The 25905-nt window shown below is 64.2% G+C and carries 35 protein-coding genes; 20 read left to right on the top strand and 15 right to left on the bottom strand.

Translation table 11 applies throughout. From position 1 onward, the window contains the following. The first annotated feature begins 42 nt into the window (after nucleotides 1-42). The gene (locus J3367_RS16170; RefSeq protein ID WP_024350468.1) at nucleotides 43-2811 is read left to right on the top strand and encodes a caspase family protein; all 2769 of its coding nucleotides are present in this window, start codon (nucleotides 43-45) and stop codon (nucleotides 2809-2811) included. Between the two features lie 20 nt (nucleotides 2812-2831). After that, nucleotides 2832-4844 carry a hypothetical protein gene (locus tag J3367_RS16165; RefSeq protein ID WP_421461714.1) on the top strand — a complete coding sequence of 671 codons (2013 nt, stop codon included), beginning with the start codon at nucleotides 2832-2834 and terminating at the stop codon, nucleotides 4842-4844. Between the two features lie 791 nt (nucleotides 4845-5635). On the opposite strand, the gene J3367_RS16160 is transcribed toward J3367_RS16165, so the two are convergent. From J3367_RS16160 to J3367_RS16095, 14 genes are all read right to left on the bottom strand, one after another. After that, nucleotides 5636-6688 carry a tyrosine-type recombinase/integrase gene (locus tag J3367_RS16160; protein ID WP_421461712.1) on the bottom strand — a complete coding sequence of 351 codons (1053 nt, stop codon included), beginning with the start codon at nucleotides 6686-6688 and terminating at the stop codon, nucleotides 5636-5638. Nucleotides 6689-7025: 337 nt separating this feature from the next. Further along, nucleotides 7026-7379 carry a hypothetical protein gene (locus J3367_RS16155; RefSeq protein WP_421461710.1) on the bottom strand — a complete coding sequence of 118 codons (354 nt, stop codon included), beginning with the start codon at nucleotides 7377-7379 and terminating at the stop codon, nucleotides 7026-7028. Then, entirely contained in the window at nucleotides 7376-7702 is a 327-nt protein-coding gene (locus J3367_RS16150; RefSeq protein ID WP_421461709.1) for a hypothetical protein, read from the bottom strand. The genes J3367_RS16155 and J3367_RS16150 overlap by 4 nt, the downstream gene beginning before the upstream one ends. After that, nucleotides 7702-8034, bottom strand: a complete 333-nt coding sequence (locus J3367_RS16145) for a hypothetical protein (RefSeq protein ID WP_421461707.1) — start codon at nucleotides 8032-8034, stop codon at nucleotides 7702-7704. Before J3367_RS16145 ends, J3367_RS16150 begins: the two co-directional genes overlap by 1 nt. Before the next feature lie 7 nt (nucleotides 8035-8041). Then, on the bottom strand, nucleotides 8042-8305 hold the full coding sequence (locus J3367_RS16140) for a hypothetical protein (RefSeq protein ID WP_421461706.1): 264 nt from the start codon (nucleotides 8303-8305) through the stop codon (nucleotides 8042-8044). A 23-nt stretch (nucleotides 8306-8328) separates the two neighbouring features. Continuing rightward, a complete protein-coding gene (locus J3367_RS16135; RefSeq protein WP_421461704.1) occupies nucleotides 8329-8829 on the bottom strand; it encodes a hypothetical protein in 501 nt (166 codons plus the stop codon). Nucleotides 8830-8839: 10 nt separating this feature from the next. Then, entirely contained in the window at nucleotides 8840-8974 is a 135-nt protein-coding gene (locus J3367_RS16130; RefSeq protein ID WP_421461703.1) for a hypothetical protein, read from the bottom strand. Next, nucleotides 8974-9309, bottom strand: coding sequence for a hypothetical protein (locus J3367_RS16125; protein ID WP_421461701.1), 336 nt, complete (start codon nucleotides 9307-9309; stop codon nucleotides 8974-8976). Before J3367_RS16125 ends, J3367_RS16130 begins: the two co-directional genes overlap by 1 nt. Further along, complete coding sequence (locus J3367_RS16120; RefSeq protein ID WP_421461699.1) at nucleotides 9306-9458, bottom strand: hypothetical protein; 153 nt, start codon at nucleotides 9456-9458, stop codon at nucleotides 9306-9308. Before J3367_RS16120 ends, J3367_RS16125 begins: the two co-directional genes overlap by 4 nt. Further along, nucleotides 9455-9697, bottom strand: a complete 243-nt coding sequence (locus J3367_RS16115) for a hypothetical protein (RefSeq protein WP_421461697.1) — start codon at nucleotides 9695-9697, stop codon at nucleotides 9455-9457. The genes J3367_RS16120 and J3367_RS16115 overlap by 4 nt, the downstream gene beginning before the upstream one ends. A 50-nt stretch (nucleotides 9698-9747) precedes the next feature. Further along, entirely contained in the window at nucleotides 9748-10026 is a 279-nt protein-coding gene (locus J3367_RS16110; RefSeq protein WP_421461695.1) for a hypothetical protein, read from the bottom strand. Between the two features lie 56 nt (nucleotides 10027-10082). After that, nucleotides 10083-10649, bottom strand: coding sequence for a hypothetical protein (locus J3367_RS16105; protein ID WP_421461693.1), 567 nt, complete (start codon nucleotides 10647-10649; stop codon nucleotides 10083-10085). A 52-nt stretch (nucleotides 10650-10701) separates the two neighbouring features. Continuing rightward, nucleotides 10702-11001 carry a hypothetical protein gene (locus J3367_RS16100; RefSeq protein WP_421461692.1) on the bottom strand — a complete coding sequence of 100 codons (300 nt, stop codon included), beginning with the start codon at nucleotides 10999-11001 and terminating at the stop codon, nucleotides 10702-10704. 389 nt (nucleotides 11002-11390) lie between these two features. Continuing rightward, on the bottom strand, nucleotides 11391-12098 hold the full coding sequence (locus J3367_RS16095; RefSeq protein WP_421461690.1) for an XRE family transcriptional regulator: 708 nt from the start codon (nucleotides 12096-12098) through the stop codon (nucleotides 11391-11393). A gap of 84 nt (nucleotides 12099-12182) precedes the next feature. Here J3367_RS16095 and J3367_RS16090 point away from each other — a divergent pair, with 84 nt between their 5' ends. The 8 genes from J3367_RS16090 (at nucleotide 12183) to J3367_RS16055 (ending at nucleotide 16579) form a co-directional block, all read left to right on the top strand. Then, on the top strand, nucleotides 12183-12377 hold the full coding sequence (locus tag J3367_RS16090) for a helix-turn-helix domain-containing protein (RefSeq protein WP_421461688.1): 195 nt from the start codon (nucleotides 12183-12185) through the stop codon (nucleotides 12375-12377). A gap of 259 nt (nucleotides 12378-12636) precedes the next feature. Then, nucleotides 12637-13086: a hypothetical protein gene (locus J3367_RS16085; RefSeq protein ID WP_421461686.1), complete on the top strand. Its 450-nt coding sequence runs from the start codon at nucleotides 12637-12639 to the stop codon at nucleotides 13084-13086. Further along, on the top strand, nucleotides 13087-13617 hold the full coding sequence (locus J3367_RS16080; protein ID WP_421461684.1) for a RusA family crossover junction endodeoxyribonuclease: 531 nt from the start codon (nucleotides 13087-13089) through the stop codon (nucleotides 13615-13617). Beyond that, nucleotides 13598-14425, top strand: a complete 828-nt coding sequence (locus tag J3367_RS16075) for an ATP-binding protein (protein WP_421461683.1) — start codon at nucleotides 13598-13600, stop codon at nucleotides 14423-14425. Before J3367_RS16080 ends, J3367_RS16075 begins: the two co-directional genes overlap by 20 nt. A 12-nt stretch (nucleotides 14426-14437) precedes the next feature. Then, nucleotides 14438-14968, top strand: a complete 531-nt coding sequence (locus J3367_RS16070; protein ID WP_421461681.1) for a DUF669 domain-containing protein — start codon at nucleotides 14438-14440, stop codon at nucleotides 14966-14968. A gap of 95 nt (nucleotides 14969-15063) precedes the next feature. After that, nucleotides 15064-15363 (top strand): hypothetical protein, encoded by a 300-nt coding sequence (locus J3367_RS16065; RefSeq protein WP_421461679.1) that lies wholly within the window; start codon nucleotides 15064-15066, stop codon nucleotides 15361-15363. Continuing rightward, entirely contained in the window at nucleotides 15360-15617 is a 258-nt protein-coding gene (locus tag J3367_RS16060; RefSeq protein WP_421461677.1) for a hypothetical protein, read from the top strand. The genes J3367_RS16065 and J3367_RS16060 overlap by 4 nt, the downstream gene beginning before the upstream one ends. Continuing rightward, nucleotides 15617-16579, top strand: coding sequence for a hypothetical protein (locus tag J3367_RS16055; protein WP_421461675.1), 963 nt, complete (start codon nucleotides 15617-15619; stop codon nucleotides 16577-16579). The genes J3367_RS16060 and J3367_RS16055 overlap by 1 nt, the downstream gene beginning before the upstream one ends. A gap of 11 nt (nucleotides 16580-16590) precedes the next feature. Here the strand turns inward: J3367_RS16055 and J3367_RS16050 are convergent, their stop codons facing one another. Beyond that, nucleotides 16591-17346, bottom strand: a complete 756-nt coding sequence (locus tag J3367_RS16050; protein ID WP_421461673.1) for a DUF4145 domain-containing protein — start codon at nucleotides 17344-17346, stop codon at nucleotides 16591-16593. 35 nt (nucleotides 17347-17381) lie between these two features. Here J3367_RS16050 and J3367_RS16045 point away from each other — a divergent pair, with 35 nt between their 5' ends. From J3367_RS16045 to J3367_RS16000, 10 genes are read left to right on the top strand one after another with little or no spacing between them, the layout of a single operon-like run. Beyond that, on the top strand, nucleotides 17382-17723 hold the full coding sequence (locus J3367_RS16045) for a hypothetical protein (RefSeq protein WP_421461671.1): 342 nt from the start codon (nucleotides 17382-17384) through the stop codon (nucleotides 17721-17723). Nucleotides 17724-17746: 23 nt separating this feature from the next. Continuing rightward, complete coding sequence (locus J3367_RS16040) at nucleotides 17747-18622, top strand: ParB N-terminal domain-containing protein (RefSeq protein ID WP_421461670.1); 876 nt, start codon at nucleotides 17747-17749, stop codon at nucleotides 18620-18622. Next, nucleotides 18619-18927, top strand: a complete 309-nt coding sequence (locus tag J3367_RS16035) for a hypothetical protein (RefSeq protein ID WP_421461668.1) — start codon at nucleotides 18619-18621, stop codon at nucleotides 18925-18927. The genes J3367_RS16040 and J3367_RS16035 overlap by 4 nt, the downstream gene beginning before the upstream one ends. After that, nucleotides 18924-20561: a DEAD/DEAH box helicase gene (locus tag J3367_RS16030; protein ID WP_421461666.1), complete on the top strand. Its 1638-nt coding sequence runs from the start codon at nucleotides 18924-18926 to the stop codon at nucleotides 20559-20561. The genes J3367_RS16035 and J3367_RS16030 overlap by 4 nt, the downstream gene beginning before the upstream one ends. Beyond that, nucleotides 20561-21244 (top strand): hypothetical protein, encoded by a 684-nt coding sequence (locus J3367_RS16025; RefSeq protein WP_421461664.1) that lies wholly within the window; start codon nucleotides 20561-20563, stop codon nucleotides 21242-21244. Before J3367_RS16030 ends, J3367_RS16025 begins: the two co-directional genes overlap by 1 nt. Continuing rightward, nucleotides 21244-21900, top strand: coding sequence for a methyltransferase (locus tag J3367_RS16020; RefSeq protein ID WP_421461663.1), 657 nt, complete (start codon nucleotides 21244-21246; stop codon nucleotides 21898-21900). The genes J3367_RS16025 and J3367_RS16020 overlap by 1 nt, the downstream gene beginning before the upstream one ends. Then, entirely contained in the window at nucleotides 21897-22487 is a 591-nt protein-coding gene (locus J3367_RS16015) for a hypothetical protein (protein ID WP_421461661.1), read from the top strand. Before J3367_RS16020 ends, J3367_RS16015 begins: the two co-directional genes overlap by 4 nt. Then, nucleotides 22487-22942, top strand: coding sequence for a helix-turn-helix domain-containing protein (locus J3367_RS16010; RefSeq protein ID WP_421461659.1), 456 nt, complete (start codon nucleotides 22487-22489; stop codon nucleotides 22940-22942). Before J3367_RS16015 ends, J3367_RS16010 begins: the two co-directional genes overlap by 1 nt. Continuing rightward, a complete protein-coding gene (locus tag J3367_RS16005; RefSeq protein WP_421461657.1) occupies nucleotides 22926-23309 on the top strand; it encodes a hypothetical protein in 384 nt (127 codons plus the stop codon). The genes J3367_RS16010 and J3367_RS16005 overlap by 17 nt, the downstream gene beginning before the upstream one ends. A gap of 2 nt (nucleotides 23310-23311) precedes the next feature. After that, entirely contained in the window at nucleotides 23312-25666 is a 2355-nt protein-coding gene (locus tag J3367_RS16000; RefSeq protein ID WP_421461655.1) for a bifunctional DNA primase/polymerase, read from the top strand. The last annotated feature ends 239 nt before the right edge of the window (nucleotides 25667-25905 follow it).

Below are 25905 nucleotides of genomic sequence, written 5' to 3'. Positions count from 1 at the left end.
TCAACCTCATCAAATTGCTTCAACAGATAATGGTTGTTTGCAATGGCTCGATCTTTTCACTCTGTTGACTTGAACGCGTTCCGCGAGATCGCAAGTGCGTTCCCATTCACGCGTCGCATCACGGAAGTGCATCTCCATCACACCTGGCGTCCCCGGCAGAGCGATTATCGCGGTCTGGCGACCATCCAGTCCATGTGGCGACACCATACGCAGAACAACGGTTGGAGCGACATCGCCCAGCACGTCACCATCGCGCCAAGAGGCGAGATCTGGCTCTGCCGCAATTTCAACGCGGCGCCGGCGAGTTCCAGCGGCTTCAACGGCAATGCCAGCGCTGGGCCCTTCATGATCGAAATGATCGGCGACTTCGATGTTGGACAGGAAACGATCACGAAGGAGCAGAAGCAGGCGACGCTGGGTGTCATCAGCGCCATCCAGATGCGGTTCAATCTCGCACCGCAGGATATGAAATTCCACAGCGAGATGTCGGGCAAGACCTGTCCGGGCACGAGCTTCGACAAGGCTGAATGGATCGGCGAAGTCGCAGCCATGACCGCGGCTGGCGGAAACCCGCGTTCAAGCAAAGCGCTCTTTGCGGATCAGTTCCGGCGTGGCGCCAGCCTGATCCAGGACCTTCTCGCCCTGCCGCAGGCCGTGGACGATATGGCAACGGCCGAACATGTCGTCGGCTACGAGATGTTCGAGGCGGAAGAGCCCGGCGGACGGGGTGGCAGCCTGAGCGGCGCCGAGCCGTCCCCGCAGATGATCGAGGCGCTCTCCGATCACGTCGTGAACCTGGAGAGGGGTAGCTTCTCGGATTCCGGCCGGATCGGGACGACGAAGGCCGATGTCGATCGCTTGTTCGAGGAGCGTATCCCCAAGGAAATCGCAGCGGCCAAGGCGCGCAAGGAGCCAGCGCGGCTTCTGTTCTATGCGCATGGTGGTCTTGTATCGGAGAAGAACGCCTTGCACGGCGCCTTCAAGCAACTGCGTTTCTGGCGTGAGAATAAAGTCTATCCGGTCTTTTTTATCTGGGAGACCGGTCTCGCCGAGACGATACGGCAGCTCATGACGGGCACAGTGGATCGAATCCGCGGCGGGGCTCGAGGTCCGTTCGACTTTCTGCTCAACGCCCCGATCGAGGAGCTGGTTCGCGGGGCTGGGGGGCGGATCGTATGGGACGGAATGAAGTCGAGCGCGGAGCGCGCGAGCGGCGACGGTGGCGGAGCGGCTTACGTTGCCGCCAAAGCCGCAGCTCTCGCCAAGAAACACGGCGACGACCTGGAGATCCACGTTGTGGGCCACAGCGCCGGATCGATCTTCCATGCCTATTTCCTATCGGCACTGGCCAACTCCGGCGCCAGCGTCAAGACGGCGCATTTCCTTGCGCCGGCAATCCGCAACGACCTGTTTCACCAGCGTGTGGCGCCGCTGCTCGGCAAGAACGTCGGGCCGCTGACCATCTTCACGATGAGGAAGCAGCGCGAGAAAGACGACACGGTAACGCCAGTTTATCGTCAGTCCCTGCTGTACCTCATCTACGAGGCTCTTGAAGAAAGGCGGAAGACCGACATTCTCGGCCTCGAAATCTCGCTGCGCGGCGACAAGCTGGCCAGCGATATTTTTGGGCTACGGGGGATGCCTTCCGAGCTGGGCGAAGTGGTCTGGGCCCCGAGCAATGGCAGCGACTTTGGCAGCGCGAGCGATTCTTGCACCCATGGTGGGTTCGACGATGACGCTGCGACAATGAACAGCGTCGTGCGCCGGGTCCTCGACCGTCGAAACGGGGAGCCGATCTTTCCCCTTGAAGACGGCGGCGCGCGCGTGGCGAGCAACGATCTATGGGATGGCCAGCTCGATGTCTCTGCGCAGGTCGAGGAGGCGCTGGCTCGGCTGTCCTTCACCCCGATCGGATCGTCTCCGGCCGGCACCTCGGTGCAGCCAGCGACCCCGGTTGCCACCAGGCCGGTTGTCGGCGCGCGGCGAGCGCTCTGCATCGGGATCAATGACTACCGCTACATCAGTCCGCTCAGGGGATGCCTCGCGGACGCAAAGTTGTGGGCCCAGACACTTGAGGCACTGGGCTATACCGCGCAGATCCTACCCCAGGAAGCAGCGACTGCGGCAGGAATCCGAGCCAGGGTCACCAGCTTCGTGGCCGCGGCCCGGGCGGGGGACGATCTGGTCCTGCAGTTTGCCGGACATGGCACCCAACTCGAGGATCTGAGCGGGGATGAAGCCGAGGAGGGGGCTGCGGTCGGGGAGATCAAGGACGAGTGCCTGTGCGCCATCGACTGTGGTTCGGATGACGACGGCCTGGTGATCGATGACGAACTGCGGATCATCTTCAGTGGCCTGGCGGATGGCGCGTCCCTGACCTGCTTCTTCGACTGCTGCCACTCAGGCACGATAAGCCGTGTGCATGCGCGCGCCCTATCCGCGACGCGCCTTGGCGCGAGGGGCGGGACAGCAGAGAGCGATCTGCGCGCACGCTACGTCGACCCGACCCCTGCGATGAAACACGCATACGCCAGGCGCTCGGCCCAGCTGCGACGGTCGGGCAGCCGTGCGCCCTTCATCCAGAGGGACGTTTCCTTCAGCGCCTGCACGTCTCAGGAACTCGCGTACGAGAGCAATGGTCAGGGCGAATTCACACTGCAGGCCACGAGTATCATCAGCGAAGGCATCGGGGTGACGTCGAACAGCGCCTTTCTCGATCGCATTCTTCAAAGATTCGGAGAGGTGCGACGTCAGAGCCCGGTCCTCGACTGCGCGCCCGAGAAACGTAGCGCGTATTTCTTGAGCCTTTGACCTGATGGTGGACGAGTCCGATGGCCGATCCTGCAACTCCTGCTGCGCCGGCACCGGACGCCGTCCAGTCTGTCGCCCAGACCCGGTCTGGCGAGGAACTCGGCTCGATGCACGAACCCGTCGCGTCCGAAGAAGGAGAAGACACGCTCTTCCGGATCAGCAAGCGCGTCAAGCTGGCGTTCCATACGCGGCTCTATGAGCGTCGGAGCGGGGATCCGGTTTATCGCCCGTTGTCCATCTACACGCGCGACCCATCCATCTCGCGCCTTGAGGGCGGCATCGCGCGGACGCGCGTGCAGTACGAGCCACTAAAGCCGGGGCCGCGGGGTTCGGTCGTGGAAGTGTCCACGTCGGACGGCGATGGCAATGATTGGGCGGCGGCGGATCTTGAAAATCCGCTGGTGCTGATCGAGGGAGGCTACGCGCCATCGCTATCCGACCCGCGCTTCCACCAGCAAATGGTCTACGCCGTTGCGATGACAACCTATGACAGCTTCAAGGCTGCCCTGGGCCGTAACGTTGCCTGGTCGTTCGACCGAGTCGATCCGGCGGAACCGCATCAGCGGAACCGGGTCCTCCTGAAACCCCATGGGGCGAACGCGGCAAACGCTTGGTACGACAATGCCAGCGGAGAAATCGTCTTCGGGTACTTCACGCCGAAGAACGCCACGTCGACGGTCCCGCCCGGCCGGGGTCACATCTTTACATGCACCTCGCATGACATCATCGCGCACGAGATGAGCCACGCCCTGCTCGACGGGCTGCGGGCGGCATTCCTCATCCCGAGCCACCACGACGTGCTCGCCTTCCACGAGGCATTCGCCGACCTGATCGCCTTCTTCCAGCATTTCACCTACGAGGACGTCGTGCGCTCGGCCGTGAACCTGACCCGGGGCAACCTCGACAAGGCAGAGAACCTGGTTTCGATTGCGCAGGAATTCGGCAAAGGCCTGGGTGAGGGCAAAGCGGCGCTGCGAACCCTCAACGACCTCGAGAGCGACTTCGCAGATTTTCTGGACAGCTCGCAGGATCAGCCGACCCGGCAGATTCTGACCTACGACTCCGCTCTGCGGGAAGACAACGGGCACGAGCCCCACAACCTGGGGCGCGTGCTCGCGCGAGCCGTCTTTGCCGCCTTCATCACATTGTATCGCAGAAAGTCCCAGCGCTACGTCAAGCTCGCCACCGGTGGAACCGGAAAATTGCCGGATGGCGATATCTCGACGGGGTTGCAGAACCTTCTCGTCTCCGAGGTGCGCAAGCTGGCTGGTCAGTTCCTCTCTATCTGCATTCGGGCCATCGACTATTGCCCACCCGTCGACGTGCGATTTGGCGACTATCTTCGCGCGCTGATTACCGCCGATCATGATGTGGTTGCGGACGACCGGTGGGCTTATCGCGAAACGCTCATCCAGGCTTTTGCCAAGCGGGGGATCTATCCCGACGACATCCGGTCGATGACGGAGGATACGCTTCTTTGGCAAGGGCCCCAGATCCAGATCGATCCCGAGAAAAGCCTTGGTTTCGGATCCATGGCGTTTGAGGGAGATCCGGCCAAGCCTGTCAGCATCAAGGAGATGTGCCGCCAGGCCGGGGTGCTCGGCCGCCTCGTGACGCGTCCGCATTGCGCACGTGAATTCGGACTCGTCAGCCCTGAAAGCGCCGAGTTCGCAACCGGCGAGTATAGCCTTCCCGTGGTGGAATCGATCCGCTCCGCGCGACGCATCGGACCCGACAAACAGGTGATCTTCGACATCATCGCCGAGGTCGTCCAGAAACGGCGCATCAAGCTTCCAGGCCATCGCCCGTTTGAATTCCACGGCGGCGCGACGATCATCCTCGGGCCGCTCGGCGAGATCAGATACGTCATTCGCAAACGCGTCGATCATCAGGATCGGCCCGCCGAACAAATCGAATTCATGAAGAGTTCGACCGGCGCGCGGTTCTGGCGCACAACAAGACAGGGTTTCAGACCTTCGACTGATGTCGCTCGGCTACTGTGCGCCCAGGCGCCTCAGGAGGCTGCTCCATGATGGCTGCGGTTAGAGTAGCCCCCGGGCTGAACTTTGGCCGAGGAGCACTTCGGCAGAATCCCGGCGCCGGACATCCCGAGCGCCAGAGCAAAGTCTTCGAGTTTGTCTGGCTTGACTTGGGATGCGAACGCCATTGACGATCACCAGCGATGCAAGCTGGCGCTAAGCCTCAAGAGTCGTAATGGGTTCGTCGATGCAATAGCCCAGAACTGGGCGCGGGGTTGGCGAGATGGACAATGATTTGCAGAGCAATCTTCGACCTCTCGCCGACGTCTGATACGGGCTCCTTCGAAGCGTTCGCTTATCGGATGGCTGTTGTGGGGCTAACGGACCGGCTGACCTCAACGATCTGAGGGGTGCGCTCGCGCACTGGTCGATCCGCCCGACGCGGTAAAAGCATCTGCAGTGGCCGCCGAGAGCGAGGCCAAGGCCGCTGCGACGGCGACTCTCGCGAAACTCAGCTACCTTTCCGCCGAGGACCATCGACTCCGAAGACAGCCCGCGCGCTTAGCCGACATCCCTCGTCCGCAGCGAGCGTTTGTCGGGCGCGCGCCCGGCAAGGCTGATGAAATCGATTGGTGCCCGAATGCTTGGACAGAGAACACCGTTAGTTGTGTTCTTAGATGCGAACCACCCGCAAGACCATGCGTGCTACGGGGCGGTTGCTAATACCGCAATCTATGAAGCATCAGGAAGATCAATGGCTTAAACGCTGGATGGCGGAGAGGAAGGGATTCGAACCCTCGATACGGTCTCCCGTATACTCCCTTAGCAGGGGCGCATTTCCCGTCCTAAGCCCTTGATGCGTATGCATTGGCTTCGGCGTTCCCCCGAATTTCCCCCGGTTCTCGGAAATCCCAGCCTCTCTTGAGAGCATCGGCGCCGAGCGTCGGAGTGCCGATCTTCGTGTAGCGCTGCCATTCCCCCGACTTCCATCCGCCTTCGTCCTGCAGGCGGCGCACGTCCTTCGTCTGCGCGTGAAACCAGGTCGCCCACGAGTGCCTGCAGACATGCGGCGTGAAGCGGGCCGGGTCCAGTTCCGCGGCCTCCACGGCGCGGTCGAAGGACTTCTTGATCTGGCCGCCGCTGGCCTTGCCATGGCGAAAGCCGAGACCGTCAGCGCGGCGGAAGACGGGCCCGGTCTGGCCGATCGTCGGCAGGGTGGAAAGCGCGGCCACGACGCGGGGGATCAGCGAGACGCGCCGTTCCTCGCCGTTCTTCGTGTCCCGCAGGATGGCGAAGCGATGCTCGAGCGAGATGTCGTGACCGTCCAGTGTGATCGCCTCGCTCATCCGGCAGCCTTGGCCGAACAGGAACGTCACCATAGGGGCGAGGAAACCGTTGCGGTCCCGGCCGAGCTCCGTAATCACGGCATCGGCTTGCTCGGGGAGGAAGAAGACGGTGCGCTTGTTCCCGCCGGCAGGGGCCCGCATCTTCGGCACGGTGCAGAGGTCATCCTCGGCTGCGAGGTTCAGGATCGCTTTGACCGGAGTGTAGAGCTGCCGCCGGATGGTGGCCGGCGCGGCGCCCGGGTAAAGCGCATTGGCAGCACGACGCATCTCGGCATTGGTGATCTCGGAGACGAGCGTGTCGGCGAAGTAGCGCAGGAGAGGGGCGATGAACCGGGCCGTTGGCTTCGCGGTCAGGTAGAGGTTCGTCGCCTGGGTGAAGGTCAGTCCCCGTTCACCAATCTGATCGGAGGATAGCTCGGCGAGGACGCCGGGGAGGGCACGGCGCGCTGCCGCCGCGGTTGTCCACTTCCGGCTGACTTCGACCCGCTTGCCGTCGACGGTCCCACGGAGGACCCAGTACGGACTTTTCGGGCGACGCTTCGGTTCGAGCATGCAGGCTCCACGATCTTCTCAAGGTCCTCGGGCAGAAAGAACACCTCCCGGCCGACCTTACGATAAGCCCCGATCTGGCGGGCCTTCTCCCGGAGCGAGCGCTCGGTGACTTTCACACCGCGCATCAACAGCTTTTCCACAGCATCCGCCGGGCTGATGGCGCGGTCAAGAATGGTCTCACCCATCCGCTACTCCTCCCGCTGCCTAGCCCGCAGACGCTCGATCTCGTCTGCCGCATCGTCGGCGGTGTTCCGCACTTCCGTTCTCGCGATGAGCCGGATCCAGTTCGCGAGATTGCGAAGCCGTGTGACAAGGTCTTGGGTCTTTCCCTCGGCGCTCATTCGGAGCCTCCCGTGCGGAGAGCGGAACGGATGCTCTCAGGCAGGAGGACGTTCGGCATCCATGCGATCGGCTCCACGTTGTCGCGGTGGGCAGCGTTCCATCGCCCCTCTTGGAACGCGCCCTGAACCGAGTAGATGAAGCCGCTTGGCTCCGGCACAGACAGGATGCAGTGCTTCCCATCCTTCGGCGCGGTATCCATCGGCTGCCACTCGGCTACTGCCGGTGCCTGGAGGCGAGAGGCGGCTTCGCGGACAAGCGATGTTCTGACCCATCCGAGCCGGGCGTCGCCAGCTTCTGCCCTCAGCCGCTCGGCCAACTCTGCATTGCTGAGATTCGACAGGTCGATCATGGCTGACGCTCCCCAAACTCATTGACGTAATCGCGGGCGATGATCGCAGCGGCAGCGGGGGTCTGCTCGGCGTCGCTTCCGACCGTTTCGCCGCCGATGTAATCGACAAGCCAGCGGCTCGAAGTCGCGAGATCGATGTCCGGCCAGTGCGACCGCAACGCGAGGAAGAAAGCCCAGCGGAAACCGGTGTTCGTAAGCGGCAGGTTCGGCTCTTCTGCGAAGCGTTTGCTGAGGTGGCTTTCGATCATCGCCGGCAGTCTGGCGTCGATGGTGTCCAGAACAGTTCGCCGAACAATGGTGGTGATGAACTTCGACAGGTCCATTACGCTGCCCTCCGTTCGCGCATCTCGGCATCCCGTAGGACGGCCTCTGCGCGGTTGATGTCTGCGTACGGAGTGACCTGATCCCAGCCCTCCTTGATGTTGCGGCAGGCGATCCAGACGGTGCTGTAGATGTCGCGCCATTCTTCGTCCTGGCGGCCGAATGCCTTGAGCGTCTCCCTGACGATCGCGTGCCGATGCAGAGCCTGATCCACGTCATCGATGATCGGCGCGGTGACTGCCGGCGCGGCCATGATCGCCGCTTCCTGTGCTATGCTGAGAGACTGTTCGCCGATGGCGCGCATGGTCTCGCGAATGAAGTCGAAATCGTCCATGGTGGCGCTACTCCGCTGCTTGCGCGAAATCCGCGCGGTGCTGGGGAAGGTTCAGGGCTGCAATGCGGTCGCGAGCGGCCTTGCCGTGGCGGCGCTCGATCTGATCCAGAGACGGCAGGGCGTTGAACCGTGCCGCGTCTTCGCGTTGACGCTCCCGTTCTGCGGAGCCATCGCGTTCGGCGTCGATCAGATCGGCCTCATGGCGCCGCTTCCAGTCGTAGTAGGCGGCCTGATCGGGAAAGCCGCGATAGAGCCGCTGTTCCTGTGCCATGGTCGGGTTCCTTCCTCTGGCGTTCAGCGGGATAGGGCGGAAAGGGCGGTGCGGAAGTATTTGATCTCGATGCCAGCCGTCGCGACGAGGTAATCGGCGTTGAGTGCGGAGTTGTTGATCGCTGACTTCGGAACGCGATAAGCGAACGGCTCCAAAGCAGCGCGAAGCCGCGCGTTCTCTGCCCTCAGCGCTTCCTCTGTCGAGGTGGATGGGGCGGTGGTGACGAGGGCGGCGCGGGCGCCATACATGGCCTTCCACAGCCCGGCTCGCTCTGGTTTCCCGTCGTAGGAGCCGCGCGTCTCGCCGCCAGTCCAATAGCGGTAGTATTCTGAGATTGCCTGCTCCGCTTCCTCCAGCGCCCGCACCACGTCATGGGGCACGTCGGATGCGGCGGGCTGGGGGGTTGCCGCTGCGATGTCACAGCCGGTGCAGTCCTTGAACGAGCCTCGTCCGCCGTTGCCCTTGCACCATCCTTCGCAATACCGCTCTGCTAGGGCGTTTAGCGTCGTCTTCGCGTCGGCCATCGTCTTGTCCTCAGTGCTCGATTGATCGGATGCTGGCGAGTTGCCGGCGCAGTTCGTTCGCGACCGCGACGGCCTTCTGCTGTTCGCGCTCCATCGCCAGGACGAAACCGTCACGGTCGAGGAGGATCAGGAGGAGGCGGCGCATTAGGAGCGAGCCTTGGCGAGGGCGGCTTTGGCCGAGCGCAGGTTCGGGCTGCCTGCCTCCATCACGTCAACAGGATCACATTGGCCGCCCGCCGAGACGATCCGGTCGCGGCCAGTCTCCAGAAGACTGACGTAGGCCTTGATCATGCGGGCAAGCTCGTCTGCCAGATCAGGCGCGGCGGCTATAAGCCTGCCGTTCGGGCCGTCGTTCTTGCAGGGCGTGTATCCCCGCTCGAACCCGTCGATTTCGCCCATCAGGCAGATGGTCTGACCGCTGCCTACGATGGCAAAACCGTCCACTTCCCAAGGACCTTCGGTGTGCTTCGTTGCGCTCATTGCTCAATTCCTCGGATGCTGGCGAACCGCTCTTGATGGTCCCGGTCCTCGGCGGCGTAGATCGCCTCAAGGCTGGAGAGGGAGCCGAAGATCAGCGCAAAGCCGACAAGGGCGGTGGCGGTGTAGGCGGTGATGGTGCGGGAGGTCATGCGCCGCGAGCCTTGAGCATCGCGTCGGCGTACAGGTAGGCGAAATGCGCCGCATCGCTTCCGCCGTTGATGTCGTCGTGGGGAATGGTGTCGGCAAAGCCACCAGAGAGAATGCCGGCCAGCGCCTGCCCAGCGAGCCAATCACGGAGCGTCATTCCAGCCATGCCGTAGAACACGTCGCCTGCTGGAGTGATCGCGATTGCTTCGGGGAATGCGGCCCCGCCATCGTTCGTCGTCATGCTCTGTCCTCCGGTTGGCAGCGCTTGGCTGCTGGGGGTGGGGGTTGGGGTCAGGCCGCAGCGAGTGCTTTGCGCCTAGCGACGCGGTACTCGTAGGCCTTCTGATTCAGACGGTCGGCGTGCGTCCGAAGCATCTCGCGTTGCGCCGGGCGGGACTTCGCGACATCCATCACCAGTTCGCAGATCACGCATTCGAGCGTGTTCATCACGTCCTCAACTTCCATGCCGCGCAGGACCTGCTTGCAGGCGCCGATGGCAGGAATGACGATGTGGCAGTGGCATCCGGGAGAGCCGCATGGCTGCATTGGCATCGCGGTTTCGTCGCTCATCTGTCTCTCCGTGTGGCGTTCTATGGGGAGGGGCGGGGCACTTGGCCCCGAGGGGCTCAGGCGGCGCGTTTGCGTCGCTCGACCTCGGCGTTGTGCTCATGGAAGGCGAGGCGGTATTCGCTCTGCGTCAGTTCCTTGAGCGAGGCCGGCGGCGTCCATTCATCGTCCTCGTGGCGAGGAACCATGATGAGGTATCGAAGGGTGGGGAGCCCGATCCGGGAAGCGGTCGCGTGGTAGATGGTCGATCCGCTGATCACCATGCCGACATCCCAGCCGAGACGCCTTGCGAGTTCGTCGTTCTGAGGTGACCTTGGGGCGGCGTCGAGCTTGGCCTGCGCAGCCTTGCCAACCTTCGTCGTCTTGCGCGGCACGGCCTCAATGTTATCGCCGTCGCGTCCTATCTCGCGAAAGCCTTCGGGCAGTTCCTTGAAGAACAGGGACCGCATTCCGCCGTTGTGGCTCGGTCGGTAGCCCTTCGCTCCGAAAGACTTTGCGATGGCCCACTGCACTTCCCGGACCCTGTCGCACTCGGCATAGAAAGCCTTGGCGATCTGGAATCCTTCACCGACGACCTCATACGGCGTCTTGAACACGCTGGCGGCTTGAGTTCGGCTTCGGGTCATCTGCTGGCTCCGGGTTCGGTGCGTTTCGATTGGCGGGGTGAATGATCAGGCGTCACGCGGCCTCGACGGCTCGCGGCTGGGTCTTCACGACGAAGAAAGGCTCGCCTTCGCGGTCGCATGCGGCGACGGCCGCCTTGCCGAAGCGCTCTTCGAGCGCCTTCCGGTTCAGGGATTTGCGGGACTGCAGGGAGACCAGAGCGATGAATTCATCGCCGCTAACGGCATCACGCGGGCCGGCCATCTCGATGATCTGCGCCTTGAGCGCCTTCTCTCGCTCGTCGAGCTCAGACTTCTGCGCTTTGATGTCGGCCAGCTCGTCGACCGGGTGACGGTTCTTGGTGGGGGTTGGCATTTCCGGGCTCCATCAATTGCGATGGACCGATAATGCGTAACGCATAACTCGCTGTCAATGCATAACGCATAAAATTGTTGAGCGCGGACGAATCACCCTCCGACGGGACTCGACTCCGATCCGGGCGAGGGCCTAAAAGAACAAAACATGAACTAAGGGGAAGCGGGGATGCTGCTGAGGCACGGAGACCGGTGTATCGCGTATGTCTCTACGCTGCGCATCTCATGCGATGATTGCGGACGGGAGCGGGAAATCGCCGCGGCCGAAATCCTGGCCGGCGCCTTGCCTCCGCATGCCACCGTCAACGAGCTGGGGCGGCGACTGCGGTGTCGCTACTGTCTGTCCTTGGGCGGGGAGGCGGCGAACGTCCTGGTATGGCCGAGGTGGGCTTAGCCGCCCATCACGATGCGATGGACCGACACGACGCGGTCGGCATCGAAGGTCAGTTCCTGCTCGGGGTTAAACTGGCTGAGCGTAAGGCTCTGGACGTTCTTCCGAACAAAGCGCTTCACATATGCGTCAGGAGTGGCCGGGTCGTCGCCCCGGATTTGCGCGACCACGAAATCGCCGCGACGCACTGAAACGCCGGGATTCACGTAGACCGTCTCTCCGGCATAGTAGCGCGGCTCCATGCTGTCGCCGGCCACCATCACACCATAAGCATTGCGAACCCCGCGAAGGGCGGGTGGCGCCAGGACGTCCTCGATCTTGTTGCCGTTGAGCGGGAATTGTCCCTCACTGCCGCCCACGGCGTGGCCGTACACCGGGATCTTTTCGTTGGGATCGAACGTGACCGGCTTGGGATCGATGACGGCGTTGGGCGGCGACTCGAGGTGAGTGGTAAACCCCATCGTCATCGATGCATCGCCGCTCGGGCCTTTGCCTGTGCCGAAGAGTAGCCAGGACGGGTCCACCTTGAAGCGGCGCCCATATGTTGCCGCTGCAACCGCACCGTAGCCGCGCGATCCGTTCTCATGCCCGAGATAGGTCGCAACCTTCATCCCGAGCGCGCTGGCGGCGTCTGTTCCGGTGGCGAACCCGGCGGCCTCCCGGGCCATCCTCAAGCGATCTGATTTTTCCATATCGGCAGAATGCATGGAAAAATTATGCGGATGGCATTGACGATGCATTATGCGTAACGCATTATGAGGGGGTGCCAACAAGAGAGCTCGTCGCAGATCATGGAATCTCGCCAGGAAATCGATGTCCGTTCTGTCCGCACCAGTCTCGGCTGGTCGCAGGGCCGTCTGGCCGAATACCTCGGCTGTGATCAGTCCACTGTTTCGCGCCTTGAAAACGGCGGCCGGATCAGTGGTCCGATCCGTCAACTCCTCTCCCGCCTGTCCGACCGAAGCGATGTCGAGGCGGCAGCATGATCGAGGGTTTTGCTCTCACTCTATCGGCTGTGTGCGCGGGGGCGACTCTTGTTCGCTTCTTTCTCGACGCGCGGCGTGGTGGCCCGGCTTTCGCCGTCCACCATCCGCAGTCTTCTGACTATTCTCTCGGCGATTTCGCCGATGCTTCTCGGGCCTTCCAAAATGCTCCCCAGCATGGTGGCCCTCTCGGTCCCTTCAATCGCTCGCTCCTGTTTGGTTGCTCCGTCCATGACCAAGAACTTGGCATGGAGGGACTGGCATGTCCGACACCAGACGTGTCGCGCGCGACATCAAGCGTGACGAGGGCGACATGAGTGAAGTCGCTGTAATGGAAGCGAGGGATCGGCTCGTCTTCCTGACGAGATGCGAGCACCGCGGCCCGACCGATACCTGGACGGCCGCGCGGGATCGCACTGCTCGCAAGATCGGCCTCGATCAGTCCTATGCGCGCCGCCTGTGGCAGCGCTGGCAGGACATGAAGGACGTGTCCGGCGGCGCCTATCGCTCGCTACTGATCGCCTATCACGCCCAATGCGACCGCCTTGACGAGGTGGGCGACCACTTCGACCGCAAAACGAAGGATCTCCTGAATGAAGCGCATGGCGAAGAGCGGCGCGAGAGCGGCGTGGAAGGCGATCGTCTACTGGCTGGTCGGCCTGTTCCGCAGGCGTCGTCGCCGCTTTGCCGAGCGGGACAGGAGCGAGCCTGAATGACCGTGATCCAGATCACCAAATCGGAGCCCGTGGCGGGGCGCCGTGAGCGAGTGGCCGGGGAGGGCACCTCCCAGCCCGCCCCGGTCGCTTTCACCATTCCGACCCCGCCATCGGCGAATGCCCTTTTTAAGAACGTGAAGGGCGTCGGCCGGGTCAAGGCCAAGCACTACGACGACTTCGTCCGGATGGCCGTCACTGCAATTCGTCGGCAGGACATCGTGCCAATCTCCGGTCCTGTGATCGCGATCTTCGGCGTCGAGCGCATGTCCGATCGTGCCGACATCGATAACCGCATCAAGGCGATGCTCGACGCGATCGTCGAGGCGAAGACCATCGACGACGACCGCTTCGTGACTGCCCTCGCAATTTCCTGGCTGCCATCAGCCAACGGCATGTCCCACATCCGCCTGCTGCCGGTGCAGCGACTTGATGTGAGCTTCCACCCCTCGACCAACGGCGCGACCGGCGGGTGGTTTATCGAAGCGCCTTGTGACGAAGGAGACCACGATGGCGATCAGCCTCAGTGACCTCAGGACCGTTCGGGCCGACCAGCCCCCGCGTGTCCTCATCTACGGAAACGAGGGCGTCGGGAAGACGACACTCGCGTCCGAATTCCCCAACCCCGTCTTCCTGCAGGCCGAGGAAGGCACGCCGGGCGAGCTCGAGCTCCAGTCCTTCGGGGTGTTGCCGACATTCACCTCGGTCATGGAAGCCATGGAGGCCCTCTACAACGACGACCACAGTTTCCAGACGATGGTGCTGGACAGCGTCACGGCGCTGCAGCGGCTCATCTTCGACGAGACCTGCCGGCGCGGCGACGAGCATGGCTCGGCCAAGGCACGGATCGAGGACTTCGGTTACGGCAAGGGATACGTCAACGCGAAGGTGGTCCTCCGCGAGTTCCTGGACGGCTGCAATCTGCTTCGCCGGGATCGCGGCATGGCGATCGTCATGATCGCGCATAGCGTCGTGACGAAGTTCGACGACCCGGAGACGGCGTCCTACGACCGGTACGAGATCGACCTGCACAAGCACCTGAACGGCGAGATCACCCGCGACCTGGACGCGATTCTGCTGCTCAAAAAGCCGGTCAATGTAAAGGGCGAGACGAAGCAGGGCGCCCTGTCCAAGACGGACAAGACCACGGCTCGGACCCGCGCCGAGGGCTCGGCATCGACGGTGCTGATGCACGGCGTCGGCAAGCCGGCCTACGTGGCGAAGAACCGCTATGGCCTGCCGGAGAGCATGCGGTTCGACCGCGGCGCCGGCTACCAGGCGCTCGCCCAGTACTTCCCCCAGATCGGAAACGCAGAGCCGGCCAAGGCCGCGGCATAAAGGAACGTCATCATGGTCAACATCGCAGGTTACAACGCCGCCGATCACGAGCCGTCTGGCGAGTTCGAGCGGATCCCCGAGGGGCGCTATCACGCCGAAATCGTCAACTCGGAAGAGAAGGGCATCGGCGAGAATGGCGGCAGCGGCTTCAAGCTCTCGCTGACATGGAAGATCATCACCGGTCCGCTCGAAGGCCGCCTGATCTGGCAGGACATCCTGCATGGCTACAACGTTCAGGGCGAGAAGGGCGACAAGACTCGCGACATCGCGGCCCGCCAGCTTTCGGCGGTGTGCCACGCCGTCGGCAAGCTCGCTCCGAAGGACACCGAGGAGCTGCACCACATCCCCTGCGAGGTCAGCTACGGGCCGCAGAAGAAGAACCCGCAGTACGACGAGGTGAAGGGCGTGAAGACCCTGAACGGCGGCGGCGCGGTGGCAGGTGCGGGCGGCGGTGCTGGTGCCAGGTCCGGGGTCTGCGGCGGCCAGGCTGCGGCAGCCAACACTGGTGCCTCATCGCCCAATGGCTGGCCCAAGCGCGCATAGCTGACGGCCGGGTGGCGGCAAAGGCCTAGGAACCGACGCCACCCGGCACTCCCATCGACCAACATCTTCAACGTCGCTCGAAGGAGATTTCAGCGATGACAGGAAACGTGTGCCCTGAAAAGGGAAAACGCCCGCGCCGCACCGGCTGGCTCAAGAACCCCAAGCTGGCCCGCAAGGGCGAGACGATCGGCGGCGGCTGGTTCGTCTTCCGCAGGGGCGACGACACTGGCCGGATCCGGCCCGCATGGTGGCCGTTCGAGTATGCGTGCCGTGAGGCCGCTGCCCAGCAGGCTTTGGCACTCGCCATCGCCAACCCCGGATATCGCTTCGACGTGGTCGGCGTCGCCGAAAGTGTCTGCATGCCGGCTGTTGCCGCGATGGCGGAGGCGGCGTGATGGGTGGCGTCGATCAAGGGTGGAACACCCGCCGCGAGAAGCTGATCGCGGCGGCACACCAAGCGAACGTCGCCACCGATGCGCTGATCCGCGCTGTTGGCGAGGGCGGCGATCTCGACGAAGAGACGCTGGAAAAGCTCGCCGACGCGGCGAAGATCCTGATCGAGGTCGAACTGATGGTCGGCGACCCCAGCGGCGAGACCGGCCATCTGCACGCCGCGCTGTGCAAGTTCCTTGACGGGTGGGCCGCCTGATGGTCGCCCTTCCCACCACCCTTCTGTCGCCAACGATCGCCGCGATCGACGCCCACTACGAGGCGCACCAGGACGCGCGACATAATCTGCGCCTCACGGGGCGCATGCTTGCCGCCGAGTGCGACCGGCGCGTCTGGCTCGAATTCCGTTGGGCGGCCACGCCGTCTGAATTCAAGGGGCATACCGTCCGGGCGAACTTCACCCGCGACCAGGCAGTGCAAGAGATCGTCCAGGCGCTCTCCGATCTTCGCCAGTCCGTCCCGGGTCTAGTGGTCGAGCAAGCCGACAGCCAGACCTTTCGGCCGTTCGAGGCATCGGCGCTGGACGGACACTTCTTCCAGAGGCTGCAGGGGAAGGTGACCGGCATCCTAGAGGCGCCGAAGCGCGTCCACCTGCTCTATGCCGACCGGCAGCGGGACAAGGCCTTTCAGCAGATCAGGAAGGCCGGCCTTGCCGAAGCCGCGCCGGCGCGCATGCCGGCCATCCAGCTCGGGATGCACCTGTTCGGTCTGGAGCGCGCCTTCTACGTCGTCGAGAACAAGGACAGCAACGAGTTTCACGGCGAGCGTATTCGGTACGATGCGGCGCAGGCCGGGGCGCTGATGGCGAAGGCGGAGCGCGTTCTCGACGCTGCCCGTCCTCTGCCTCGCATCAGCGACGATCCCGATCACTGGATCTGCAGGCGGTGCCCCTCCCAAACCGTCTGCCACGGTGGCGCGATGGCCCTCCGCAATTGCCGGACCTGCCTCCATAGCACCCCGGTGATGGGCGGCGACGCCGCATGGCGCTGCGAGCGTCATGGGCGGGAACTCAGCGTTCAAGATCAGCAGGCGGGCTGCGGCGAGCATTTGTTCATTCCGGACCTGGTGCCGGGTGAGCAGGTCGATGCCGCGAGTGACGGGTCGTCGGTGACCTATCAGCTCGCGGGCGGCAGCACTTGGGTCGATGGGAGGGCGGCGTGATGGGTGCCCTATTAATCCCCGGCACGTCGCTGAGCTCGCCGTATCTCGGCCAGCCGCAGGCGCTCGGGTTGAGTATAGAGTCGTTCGAGCAGTGCGCGCGTGAAATCAAGAAGATCTTCGGCGTCCGGCTTCGTCAGCGTTCCTTGATGCACGCCGTCGTTTCCATCCTCGCGAATACAATGGGACAACCCCTCCAGATCGCGGGGCAGTCTGCCGTTATCAAAAAGCCACGGAAGACGAAGCCCGAGATCGCGGCGAATTCGTCGGTTCGGCCCTCCCTCTTCGTCCTCTGGCGGCAGAAGCGGTCGAGTGGCCAGGTCGACACTGGCTCGGAACATCGCGCCTGCAGCGTTCCAGCATTGAACTGCTACGGCGGTGGCGCCCTCTCTGAAAATCTTCTCGATTTCAGGAGCGACGTGTTCGGGCGGAGCCTCCGCAGCCATGTCCCGAATGCTGATGTAAGTATCAATCTCCACGAGGTGATCGAGGGAGCGGCGAGCATCGAGCGGGAAACCACGCTCGAAGTGCACGCTGTCCGCATAGTTTCTCTGCTTCAGGATGAACGTGGTGGACCTCAAGCATCGGCGACAAACCCCGAAACCTTCATAATATCGCATCCAGCCGTGTTCGACCTTTGTCGGCGTGGCGGCGAAGACATCGAATGTGACCTGTCTCGCTTTGCACCTAGGGCAGTCGCCGACCAGCTCATTCAACTCGAATCCCTCCATCTGAACGAGCAGGCTGGCAGAGGTCGCCTGGGCCGACAAGAGGTGACGGTTCTCCCCGCCAACGGGGGAGCATCATGATTGAGCCCGAGAAACCACTCTTCACCGATCACCTGACGGCGGGCGAGAACCTCCTCTCGATCCGCCAGACGCATCTCGGACAGGCGCACTTCGCCGGTACCGGCCTTAGGGCCAAGACCTGCCGCGAATGCACGAAGTGGCAGATGCGCGACATGGACGATCAGCGCACCGCCTACCGCTACACAGGCGGCGACCGTCGCGGATGGCTCGCGATCGGGCCGGCCAAGTGCGTCCACCCCATCCTCAACAAAGCCGACCGGCTCATTCCGGCGGACGCCGGCGCGTGCCGGTTCTTCGACCAATCCGACCTGCCGCCCGCGCCTTACCGCCGCGGCTGACGGTTCAAGAAGGAGATGAAGGCATGATGCGCAAGATCGAAGTCTCGCCAGTCGACAAGCCCGACACCATCGATCCGGGCGCGGCGCCGATCCTCCAGTGGATCGACATCGAGCAGCTGGTCATCGACGACAGCTATCAGCGGGATCTGAAGCGCGGCAACTGGGCGGCCATCCGTCGCATCGCGAACGGCTTCTCCTGGTCCCGCTTCTCGCCGGTGTTCGTAGCGCCGGTGGAGGGCGGCCGGTTCGCCATCATCGACGGCCAGCACCGCACCCATGCGGCGGCGATCTGCGGCTTCGAGCAGGTGCCCTGCCAGATCGTCCAGATGGACCGGCAGGAGCAGGCCGCGAGCTTTGCCACCGTCAACGGCGCCGTGACCAAGGTCACGCTCTGGAACATCTTCAAGGCCGCGCTCACTGCCGGCGAGGCATGGGCGGTGGCATGCGACAAGGCCTGCACGGATGCGGGCTGCCGGCTGATGACCACGAACGGGACGACCGACACGAAGAAGGCGGGCGAGATCTACGCCATCGCTCTGATCCGGGGGCCCGTGCAGGCGGGTCACGCCGCCAGCGTCACCATGGCGCTCTCGGGCGTGCGTCGGTCGGAGTTCGGTGCCGACTCCGAGGCCTATAGCAACGAAATCCTGAAGCCGCTGATCACTGCCGTCTGCGATCGGCCATGGCTGGCTAAGGCCGGCATCGACCTCGCGCCCTTCATGGACAACTTCGATATCTGGGCCGCGCTCGACCGCGCCGCCGACTTCGCCAAGCGCAAGCGCCGCGAGGGTGCGACGGGGATCTCCCGATACGATATCGCGACGGCCGAAATAGGTGAGGGGCTCGACAAGGCTTTCCCGCAACGCATGGCGCTGCCATCGCCGCGGAGGGCAGCATGACCCGCGAAGCCCTTCTCCAGCGCCGCTGTTGCGAGAACGAAGACATCGTCTTCGGCGGTATCACCGTGTCCGTGACGTTCGGCTACTACGACGACGGCAGGATCGGCGAGGTGTTCCTCTCCACCCGCAAGATCGGCACCGCCATGGATACGGCGGTCCGCGACATGGCCGTCCTTCTGTCCATCGCGCTCCAATACGGCGTCACGCCCGGCGTCCTGCGGCGATCCCTGACCACCACCGAGATCGGCGCTCCCGAAGGCTTGGCCGGCAAGATCGTCAGCATGATCGAGGAGCGGCAGGGATGAGCATTCAACCCAGATATTACCAGACCGAGGCCGAGAACGCCGTGTTCGATTACTGGGCTGGCGGCGGCGGCAATGCGCTCGTCGATCTCGCCACCGGTACCGGCAAGTCGGTTGTCATCGCCAACGTGGTCCGTCGGCTCCTCACGACCTGGCCGCAGATGCGCGTCCTGATGCTCGTCCACGTCAAGGAGCTGGTCGCCCAGAACCATGGCGCCGTGCTCCGGACATGGCCGGACGCGCCGATCGGCCTCTACTCCGCCGGGCTGGGCAAGCGCGACACGCATCACCGCGTCACCTTCGCCTCGATCCAGTCCGTTTACCGGAAGGCGAGGGCGCTGGGCCCCCGCGATCTCGTCATCATCGACGAGGCGCATCTCGTCCCGAACGGAGCGAAGGGCGCCGGCATGTATCGCAAGCTCCTCGACGATCTCGGCGAGATGGCAGACATGCGGGTGTGCGGCTTCACTGCCACCCCGTTCCGGCTCGACACGGGGCGTCTGGACGACGGCACGGATCGGCTGTTCGACGAGACGGTCTATTCCTACGGCATTGGCCGAGGGATTGAGGATGGTTTCCTCACGCCTCTCATCTCGAAGGCGTCGGCCTCCGAGATCGATGTCTCGAACGTCCAGCGCCGGGGTGGCGAGTTCGTGGCCGGCTCGCTGGAATCCGCGGCGATGGAGCATCGCCTGACCACGGCCGCCGTGGAGGAGACGATCCGCTACGGGCAGGACCGCCGGTCGTGGCTCGTATTCTGCGCCGGGGTGAAACACGCCGCGGCCGTCAGGGACGCGATGCGGGCGAGGGGTATCATCGCCGAGATGGTGTCGGGCGAGACGCCCAACGGCGAGCGGGATCGGATTATCCGCGATTTCCGCGCCGGTCGCATTCGGTGTCTCACCAATGCGAATGTCCTGACAACTGGCTTCGACGCGCCGGCCACGGACCTCGTCGTCATGCTCCGCCCGACGCTTTCGACCGGCCTCTACGTCCAGATCGTCGGGCGCGGAACAAGGCTGGCCCCCGGGAAAGAGAACTGTCTGGTGCTGGACTTCGCCGGCAACGTCCGACGCCACGGCCCGGTCGATGCAGTATCGGTTATGCCGAAGGGCGGGGGTGCCGGTGATAGGGGCAAGGCCGAAGTCTCAGACATTCGCGCCAAGGCATGCCCCGAGTGCGAGACGCTCGCGGCCCTGAATGCCCAGTCGTGCAAGACATGCGGCCACGAGTGGCCACGGGAGGAGAAGCCACGGCACGAGGCCGAAGCCGACGGCACGACCGGCATCCTCTCCACCGAGGCGGTACCGCCGCAGATGGTCCCGGTCGTCGACTGGCAGTTCCGCCGCTGGACGAAGGCGGGAGCGCCGGACTCCGTCCGGATCGACTATCTGGCCGGCCTGCAGCGCTACCCGGAATGGGTCTGCCCCGAACATGACGGTTATGCCGGCAGGAAGGCTGCCGAGTGGTGGGTCATGCATGGCGGCGCGTCGCCATTCCCGGTGAGCGCGGACGAGATGCTTGCACGCAAGTCAGAGCTTGTCCCGCCCGTGACGATCTCGGTGCGGCCGTCGAAGCAGAACCCGAAGTTCACCGACATCGTCGGGCGGACATTTCCTGAGCGGGAGGCGGCGTGATGCGGGTTTTGGTCGCTTGTGAGACGAGCGGGATCGCCCGTCGTGCCTTTAGTGAACTCGGGCACGACGTCTGGTCCTGCGACATCCTCCCCGCCGAGGACGGCAGCAACCGGCATATCCGCTGCGACGTGCGAGGCGGCATCCTTTCGGAAGGATGGGACCTGCTGGCGGTCATGCACCCGCCATGCACCAGGCTATGCCGGTCCGGCCGACGGTGGATGAGCGGCGCCGGGAAATGGACCGAGCCTCGCCAACTCCCCAAGGGCCGCACGCTCAACGACATGCGCGCAGAGTTCGAGGAAGGCGTGAGCGTTTTCACTGCGTGCTGGGATGCGCCGATCGACCGGGTGGCAATCGAGAACCCGGAGATGAACGACCTCGCCCGGGACCGGATGCCAGCGGATCTTCCGCGCCCTCAGATGGTGCAGCCGTTCTGGTTCGGGGAGCCGGCCTACAAGGGCACGGGCTGGTATCTACGCGGCCTTCCCCTGCTGGCAGCGACGGACTTTCTGCCGGAGCCCGAGCGAGGCTCTGACGAATGGAAACGCTGGAACGCTGTTCACAGGATGCCGCCGGGCCCTGACAGGACGCGACTTCGGAGCCGCTCGTATCCCGGCATGATGGCCGCCGCGGCCGACCAATGGGGCGGCTACGCGGCCAACGAAATGGGGAGGGCCGCTTGATGGCGCAGAACACCTCCCACGCGGTGATGGCCCAGCGGCACGAAGTGCACGACAGCCTCGACGATTTCCCCACGCAGCCATGGGCAACACGCGCTCTCTGCGAACACGTCCTGTCGCCCGCCGATCTGAAGCGGTGCGAGGTATGGGAGCCGGCCTGTAACCGAGGTCACATGGTTGACCCGTTGGGCGAGTATTTCAGCGCGGTCTGGTGTTCCGATATCCACGACTACGGCCTTGATGGCGCGTTCCAGCACGACTTCCTGTTCCCCGTCACTCCGCGCGTCATGGAGTGGTGCGGCTCTGTGCCGGACTGGATCATCACCAACCCGCCTTTCCGGCTGGCTGAGCAGTTCATCGAGCGCGCGAGCAACGTGGCGAAGGTTGGCTTCGCGATGATCGTTCGCACCTCGTTTTTGGAGGGCGTCGGGCGCTACACGAACCTCTTCAGCAAGAATCCGCCGTCGATCATCGCTCAGTTTTCGGAGCGCGTCCCGATGGTGAAGGGACGGCTGACGGCTACCGGATCCACGGCGACCGCCTACTGCTGGCTCGTCTGGATCGATGGCGAACCGAATACGCGCTTCGTCTGGATACCGCCGTGTCGGCGCAAGCTGGAGCGTGAGGGCGATTACCCGGTTGCTGAGGTGGCGGCATGACCCCTCACCCCACCACAGACGAACGACCAATCCGTGAAGCTGTCGTCAACCGGATCAACACGTTGCTGCCATCAGCACACGTAATTCATGAACTGGATGTCGAAGGCGGCGCGGGGCGAGCCGACGTTGCGGCTGTAACCGTCGACCAGTTGTGGCTCTTCGAAATCAAGAGCGGCCGGGACAAGCTGCACCGTCTTTCCCGGCAGGTGCAGCTGTTCCATCCGGCCTGCCATGGTCTCGTGATCGTGGCAGACGAGAAGTGGTGCGGCCGCGCCGCCAACTACCCGAACTGCGATGTCCGCAAGGTCATCCAGTTCCATGGCGCCGGGACCCTCTGGCAGTGGCCGGTTGGAGGTTGGCCGCACAATCATTGGCAACTCCCCACCCCGACACCGCCATGGCCGTTGCGGATGCTCCGCCTGCTGACGGCCGCGGAACTGCGGGGTCTTGGCCCGGGCGCTGACATCCCCTCAGAAGCCGTCATCGATCATCTCGCCCGGACTCTGACAGGGCATGCCGTCACGGCGATGGTCTGCCACGTCCTGCGGCAGCGCGTTCCTGCAACCGCCACCAGGAGGGCAGCCTGATGGGTATCGCGGCACATTCCACATTCACCGCCCGGGGTATCGCGGAACGCCAGCGGTTGGCCGGGACGCAGGGCAGGGCCTTGCGCGCCGATCCCGCGCCCCTGACACGCGCACCCGCCACCCACCTCAATCTCAGATACCGCCTCGTCTACGAGCGGCAGATCGAGCGGCCGTTCCTGCCGCCCGCTCCATACCGACCAGCACTTCGGCGCATCCTAGAACGGGTGGCGAAGGCCTACGAGGTCAAGCCGAAGGAGATCCTCGGACCAAGTCGTGATCGCAAGATTGCACTTCCTCGGCACGCCTTCTTCTACTGGGCGCGCCGCCTGACCTCGAAGTCGCTCCCGCAGATCGGCCGGTTCTGTGGCGACCGTGACCACACGACCGTGCTGCACGGCGTCCGGGCCTATCCCGGCAAGCGCAGGGAGATGGGCCGCCATGTCCGCGACTTGTGACGCACAAGCACCAACCCGATTCGACGACCAGTGCTGCGGCGTCTGCGCCCGGCAGGCTGTCGGCTACGGCTACGCGCCGAAGGCCCGCTGGGGCCAGCCGGCGCTGCCGGTCATGTGGGTGTGTGACGACCCCGATTGCCTCGCCATCGCAAGGGAGACCTACGGAATGTCATCCGAAGACTTCAACCGCATCGAGAGCCTTGCGGCGCAGGAGGGGCTGGAGCAAGGCAAGGCGTTCGCCATCAGCATCGGCACGGCCGACCTCGCCGACATGACGGACGCGCAGCGTTGCGAGTTCGCCCGCCAGGTCGTGGCCGGCTACCGGACCGCGCTGAAGGTGAAACTCCGGGACGAGGCGCCATTCTGACCGTGGGTATCGACACACCTCCACCAACCGGCGAACCGGCCAATCTCGCTGTCGCGCTTTCGCTTGCCGCCAAGGGCTTCGCCGTGTTCCCGGTGCAGTCCGGCGGGCCGAAGGCCAAGGCGCCGATGCCGTTCTTCCGCTGGCGGGATCAGTCCTGCTCGGACCCAACCGTCATCCGCGAGTGGTGGCGGAAGTGGCCCGATGCGGCGCCGGCACTGGACGTCGGCAAGTCGGGTCTCTTCGTCATTGATGCAGACCGGCACGATCCGGAGCATGACGGCGTCGAGGCATGGGCGGCTGTCATGGAGGGGGCGGGCGCATCGCCTTATGGCATTCCCATTGTGGCCACGCCAAACGAGGGCAACCACTGGATCTTCCGGCAGGCGGGTGGCCTCGGCAATCGCAAGGGCCGGCTGCCGAAGGGCGTCGACGTCCGTGGTGATGGTGGCTACATCGTTGCGCCCGGCGCGATCATGGCCGACGGGCGGCAGTACGAGTGCGACGGCGATCCTGCCGAGGCGCCGCCGGTCCCTGACTGGCTGGCCGGGTGGCTTGAGGGGGTGGCCGGCGAGGGAGGCGGTGGAGCCGTCGAACCCCTGCAACGCAAGGCTCCAGACCCGGCCGGTTTAGCTCCGCCATCTGCGCCCTCGACCGATACCACCCCCGAAGAGATCGCCGACCTTCTCGGACACATCCCGGCCGACTGCGGCTATGACGAATGGGTGCAGGCGCTCATGGCTGTCCATGCTGCGACGGGCGGATCCAGTCAGGGCCTTGCCATGGCGGACGCCTGGAGCTCTGGCGGGTCGAAGTACAAGGCGGGCGAGGTCGCCCGGAAATGGAAGTCGTTCCGCTCCACCGGCGTCAACGGCGCGACGCTCGCCGCGCTGGCAAAGCAGTACGGCGCTGACCTCAGCGCCATCAGAATCGCCCACATGCCCCCGGAGGATCCGCAGGCGCTGGCCCATGGTCGGAAGGTCGTTGCGGCCCTCTCACGTGCGCGCCGCCTGATCGAACACTCCGACGGTACCGTCACGGATGAGGATGGGGTGATTGTCGATGTCGGTGGGCAGGGGGGAGGGACGGTGGCCCTTGCCACCACTTCCGCGGAGCCGCCACACCCCGTATTCCCACCCGGCCTGGTGGGCGACATCGCCCAATGGATCTGCGACACATCCCGGCGGCCGCAGCCGGGGCTTGCCCTGGGCGCCGCGCTGACGATCGTCGGTACCGCGGCCGGGCGGCAGTTCGTCGGTCCGACCGGATCGGCCACGCACCTCTATGTTCTCGGCCTGGCGCCGACGGGCGCCGGCAAGGATTTCGCCTTGCAGCAGATCGAGCGGATCCTCGCGGCCGCCAGGATGTCGCATCACATCGGACCGTCCGAGTTCATCTCGATGCCGGCGGTCGTCAACTTCCTCGTCCGGTCACCGCTGTCCCTATGCGCCATGGACGAGTTCGGCGACTTCATGGCGCGCATCGGCAACAAGCGGGCGTCGGGCTTCGAGCGCTCGATCTCGAAGGTTCTGCGGACGATGTGGGGAAAGTCCTTCGCCAACTACACCACGCCGGAATGGGCGGGGAAGGAGGCTGCGACGATCCACGCGCCGGCCATCTCGATCTACGGCGCGTCGACGCCGGAGCAGTTCTGGCGAGCCATGGAGGGCGGGAGCGTTGAGGATGGCACCCTGAACCGCTTCCTGCTCGTGGGCGGCGCTGGCCGGCCAGAGGAGCGGGACCCGACCCATGATCCTGCGACAGTCCCCGCTTCGATCGTAGACGCGCTGCTCGCCATCTATGAGCGGTCCGGCGCTATGCAGGCGACTCTGCGCAACCAGTCCGACATGGATCCGACACCGAACCGGCAGGTGGTTTCATGGTCTGGGCCCAATGCGAAAACCACCTACGACCAGTTCAGCAAGCGGGTGGAGGCGAAGCTTTCCGACCCTGACAGCGCGAGCTTCTATGCCAGGACGGCCGAGATGGCGTTGCGGATCGCGACGATCGTCGCCGTCGGCCGCCACCCTTTCAACAGCCTGAATTCCGTTTCGGTCGAGGACATGGAATTCGGGAAGGCGGTCGCGCTCGGTAGTGCCGAGACGATGATCGTCGGCGCCGCGGACTATATGGCCGACACGGATAACCAGGCAGCCGCCCAGCGGGTCCGTCGCATCATCAAAGAGCGCGGCGGTCGGGTGCAGCACAAGGTGCTGCTACGGGCAATGCAGCACTCAATGAAGGCGAGGGATCTGCGAGACCTGCTGGGCTCAATGGTCGACGCCGAGGAACTCGAGCTGCAGAAGATCGAGCCGGGCGCGGGTGGCACGCCAGTGACGTGGTACCGGACACTCGAGTGAGAAGCTTATCCCCAAAGTTATACACAGCCGCATAGCGCCGACCGCGTTCTGACGGAGACCGACTCTGAATACGTGCACGGATGAGGTGTGGCCGTTGCCGAACAGCACGGAATCGGTGATGTTGGTCTCTGGCCCCGATTCGTCGAGGTCAAAAGGGGCGGGCCGCCCTGCGTCAACAGGTGCGGCCCGTATTTCAAACCACCTTGCGGGGGCTTCGTTGTGATCACGAGACCATATGT

It is taken from the genome of Aurantimonas sp. NFXS3, from assembly GCF_049132005.1.
GTDB lineage: Bacteria > Pseudomonadota > Alphaproteobacteria > Rhizobiales > Rhizobiaceae > Aurantimonas > Aurantimonas coralicida.
The sequence above is the reverse complement of the archived record's forward strand: the minus strand, read 5'-3'. Positions and strand labels throughout refer to the sequence as shown.

Bases quoted from the DNA above. Each gene is read 5' to 3' on its own strand.
- J3367_RS16005 (WP_421461657.1), top strand. From the start codon at position 22,926: ATGTCCGCGACTTGTGACGCACAAGCACCAACCCGATTCGACGACCAG.
- J3367_RS16055 (WP_421461675.1), top strand. From the start codon at position 15,617: ATGGTCGCCCTTCCCACCACCCTTCTGTCGCCAACGATCGCCGCGATC.
- J3367_RS16130 (WP_421461703.1), bottom strand. From the start codon at position 8,974: ATGCGCCGCCTCCTCCTGATCCTCCTCGACCGTGACGGTTTCGTCCTG.
- J3367_RS16135 (WP_421461704.1), bottom strand. From the start codon at position 8,829: ATGGCCGACGCGAAGACGACGCTAAACGCCCTAGCAGAGCGGTATTGC.
- J3367_RS16145 (WP_421461707.1), bottom strand. From the start codon at position 8,034: ATGGACGATTTCGACTTCATTCGCGAGACCATGCGCGCCATCGGCGAA.
- J3367_RS16125 (WP_421461701.1), bottom strand. From the start codon at position 9,309: ATGAGCGCAACGAAGCACACCGAAGGTCCTTGGGAAGTGGACGGTTTT.
- J3367_RS16075 (WP_421461683.1), top strand. From the start codon at position 13,598: ATGGCGATCAGCCTCAGTGACCTCAGGACCGTTCGGGCCGACCAGCCC.
- J3367_RS16085 (WP_421461686.1), top strand. From the start codon at position 12,637: ATGTCCGACACCAGACGTGTCGCGCGCGACATCAAGCGTGACGAGGGC.
- J3367_RS16120 (WP_421461699.1), bottom strand. From the start codon at position 9,458: ATGACCTCCCGCACCATCACCGCCTACACCGCCACCGCCCTTGTCGGC.
- J3367_RS16110 (WP_421461695.1), bottom strand. From the start codon at position 10,026: ATGAGCGACGAAACCGCGATGCCAATGCAGCCATGCGGCTCTCCCGGA.
- J3367_RS16025 (WP_421461664.1), top strand. From the start codon at position 20,561: ATGCGGGTTTTGGTCGCTTGTGAGACGAGCGGGATCGCCCGTCGTGCC.
- J3367_RS16040 (WP_421461670.1), top strand. From the start codon at position 17,747: ATGATGCGCAAGATCGAAGTCTCGCCAGTCGACAAGCCCGACACCATC.
- J3367_RS16160 (WP_421461712.1), bottom strand. From the start codon at position 6,688: ATGCTCGAACCGAAGCGTCGCCCGAAAAGTCCGTACTGGGTCCTCCGT.
- J3367_RS16035 (WP_421461668.1), top strand. From the start codon at position 18,619: ATGACCCGCGAAGCCCTTCTCCAGCGCCGCTGTTGCGAGAACGAAGAC.
- J3367_RS16065 (WP_421461679.1), top strand. From the start codon at position 15,064: ATGACAGGAAACGTGTGCCCTGAAAAGGGAAAACGCCCGCGCCGCACC.
- J3367_RS16100 (WP_421461692.1), bottom strand. From the start codon at position 11,001: ATGCCAACCCCCACCAAGAACCGTCACCCGGTCGACGAGCTGGCCGAC.
- J3367_RS16010 (WP_421461659.1), top strand. From the start codon at position 22,487: ATGGGTATCGCGGCACATTCCACATTCACCGCCCGGGGTATCGCGGAA.
- J3367_RS16095 (WP_421461690.1), bottom strand. From the start codon at position 12,098: ATGCATTCTGCCGATATGGAAAAATCAGATCGCTTGAGGATGGCCCGG.
- J3367_RS16030 (WP_421461666.1), top strand. From the start codon at position 18,924: ATGAGCATTCAACCCAGATATTACCAGACCGAGGCCGAGAACGCCGTG.
- J3367_RS16045 (WP_421461671.1), top strand. From the start codon at position 17,382: ATGATTGAGCCCGAGAAACCACTCTTCACCGATCACCTGACGGCGGGC.
- J3367_RS16150 (WP_421461709.1), bottom strand. From the start codon at position 7,702: ATGGACCTGTCGAAGTTCATCACCACCATTGTTCGGCGAACTGTTCTG.
- J3367_RS16140 (WP_421461706.1), bottom strand. From the start codon at position 8,305: ATGGCACAGGAACAGCGGCTCTATCGCGGCTTTCCCGATCAGGCCGCC.
- J3367_RS16090 (WP_421461688.1), top strand. From the start codon at position 12,183: ATGGAATCTCGCCAGGAAATCGATGTCCGTTCTGTCCGCACCAGTCTC.
- J3367_RS16080 (WP_421461684.1), top strand. From the start codon at position 13,087: ATGACCGTGATCCAGATCACCAAATCGGAGCCCGTGGCGGGGCGCCGT.
- J3367_RS16020 (WP_421461663.1), top strand. From the start codon at position 21,244: ATGGCGCAGAACACCTCCCACGCGGTGATGGCCCAGCGGCACGAAGTG.
- J3367_RS16170 (WP_024350468.1), top strand. From the start codon at position 43: ATGGCTCGATCTTTTCACTCTGTTGACTTGAACGCGTTCCGCGAGATC.
- J3367_RS16070 (WP_421461681.1), top strand. From the start codon at position 14,438: ATGGTCAACATCGCAGGTTACAACGCCGCCGATCACGAGCCGTCTGGC.
- J3367_RS16115 (WP_421461697.1), bottom strand. From the start codon at position 9,697: ATGACGACGAACGATGGCGGGGCCGCATTCCCCGAAGCAATCGCGATC.
- J3367_RS16155 (WP_421461710.1), bottom strand. From the start codon at position 7,379: ATGATCGACCTGTCGAATCTCAGCAATGCAGAGTTGGCCGAGCGGCTG.
- J3367_RS16105 (WP_421461693.1), bottom strand. From the start codon at position 10,649: ATGACCCGAAGCCGAACTCAAGCCGCCAGCGTGTTCAAGACGCCGTAT.
- J3367_RS16015 (WP_421461661.1), top strand. From the start codon at position 21,897: ATGACCCCTCACCCCACCACAGACGAACGACCAATCCGTGAAGCTGTC.
- J3367_RS16165 (WP_421461714.1), top strand. From the start codon at position 2,832: ATGGCCGATCCTGCAACTCCTGCTGCGCCGGCACCGGACGCCGTCCAG.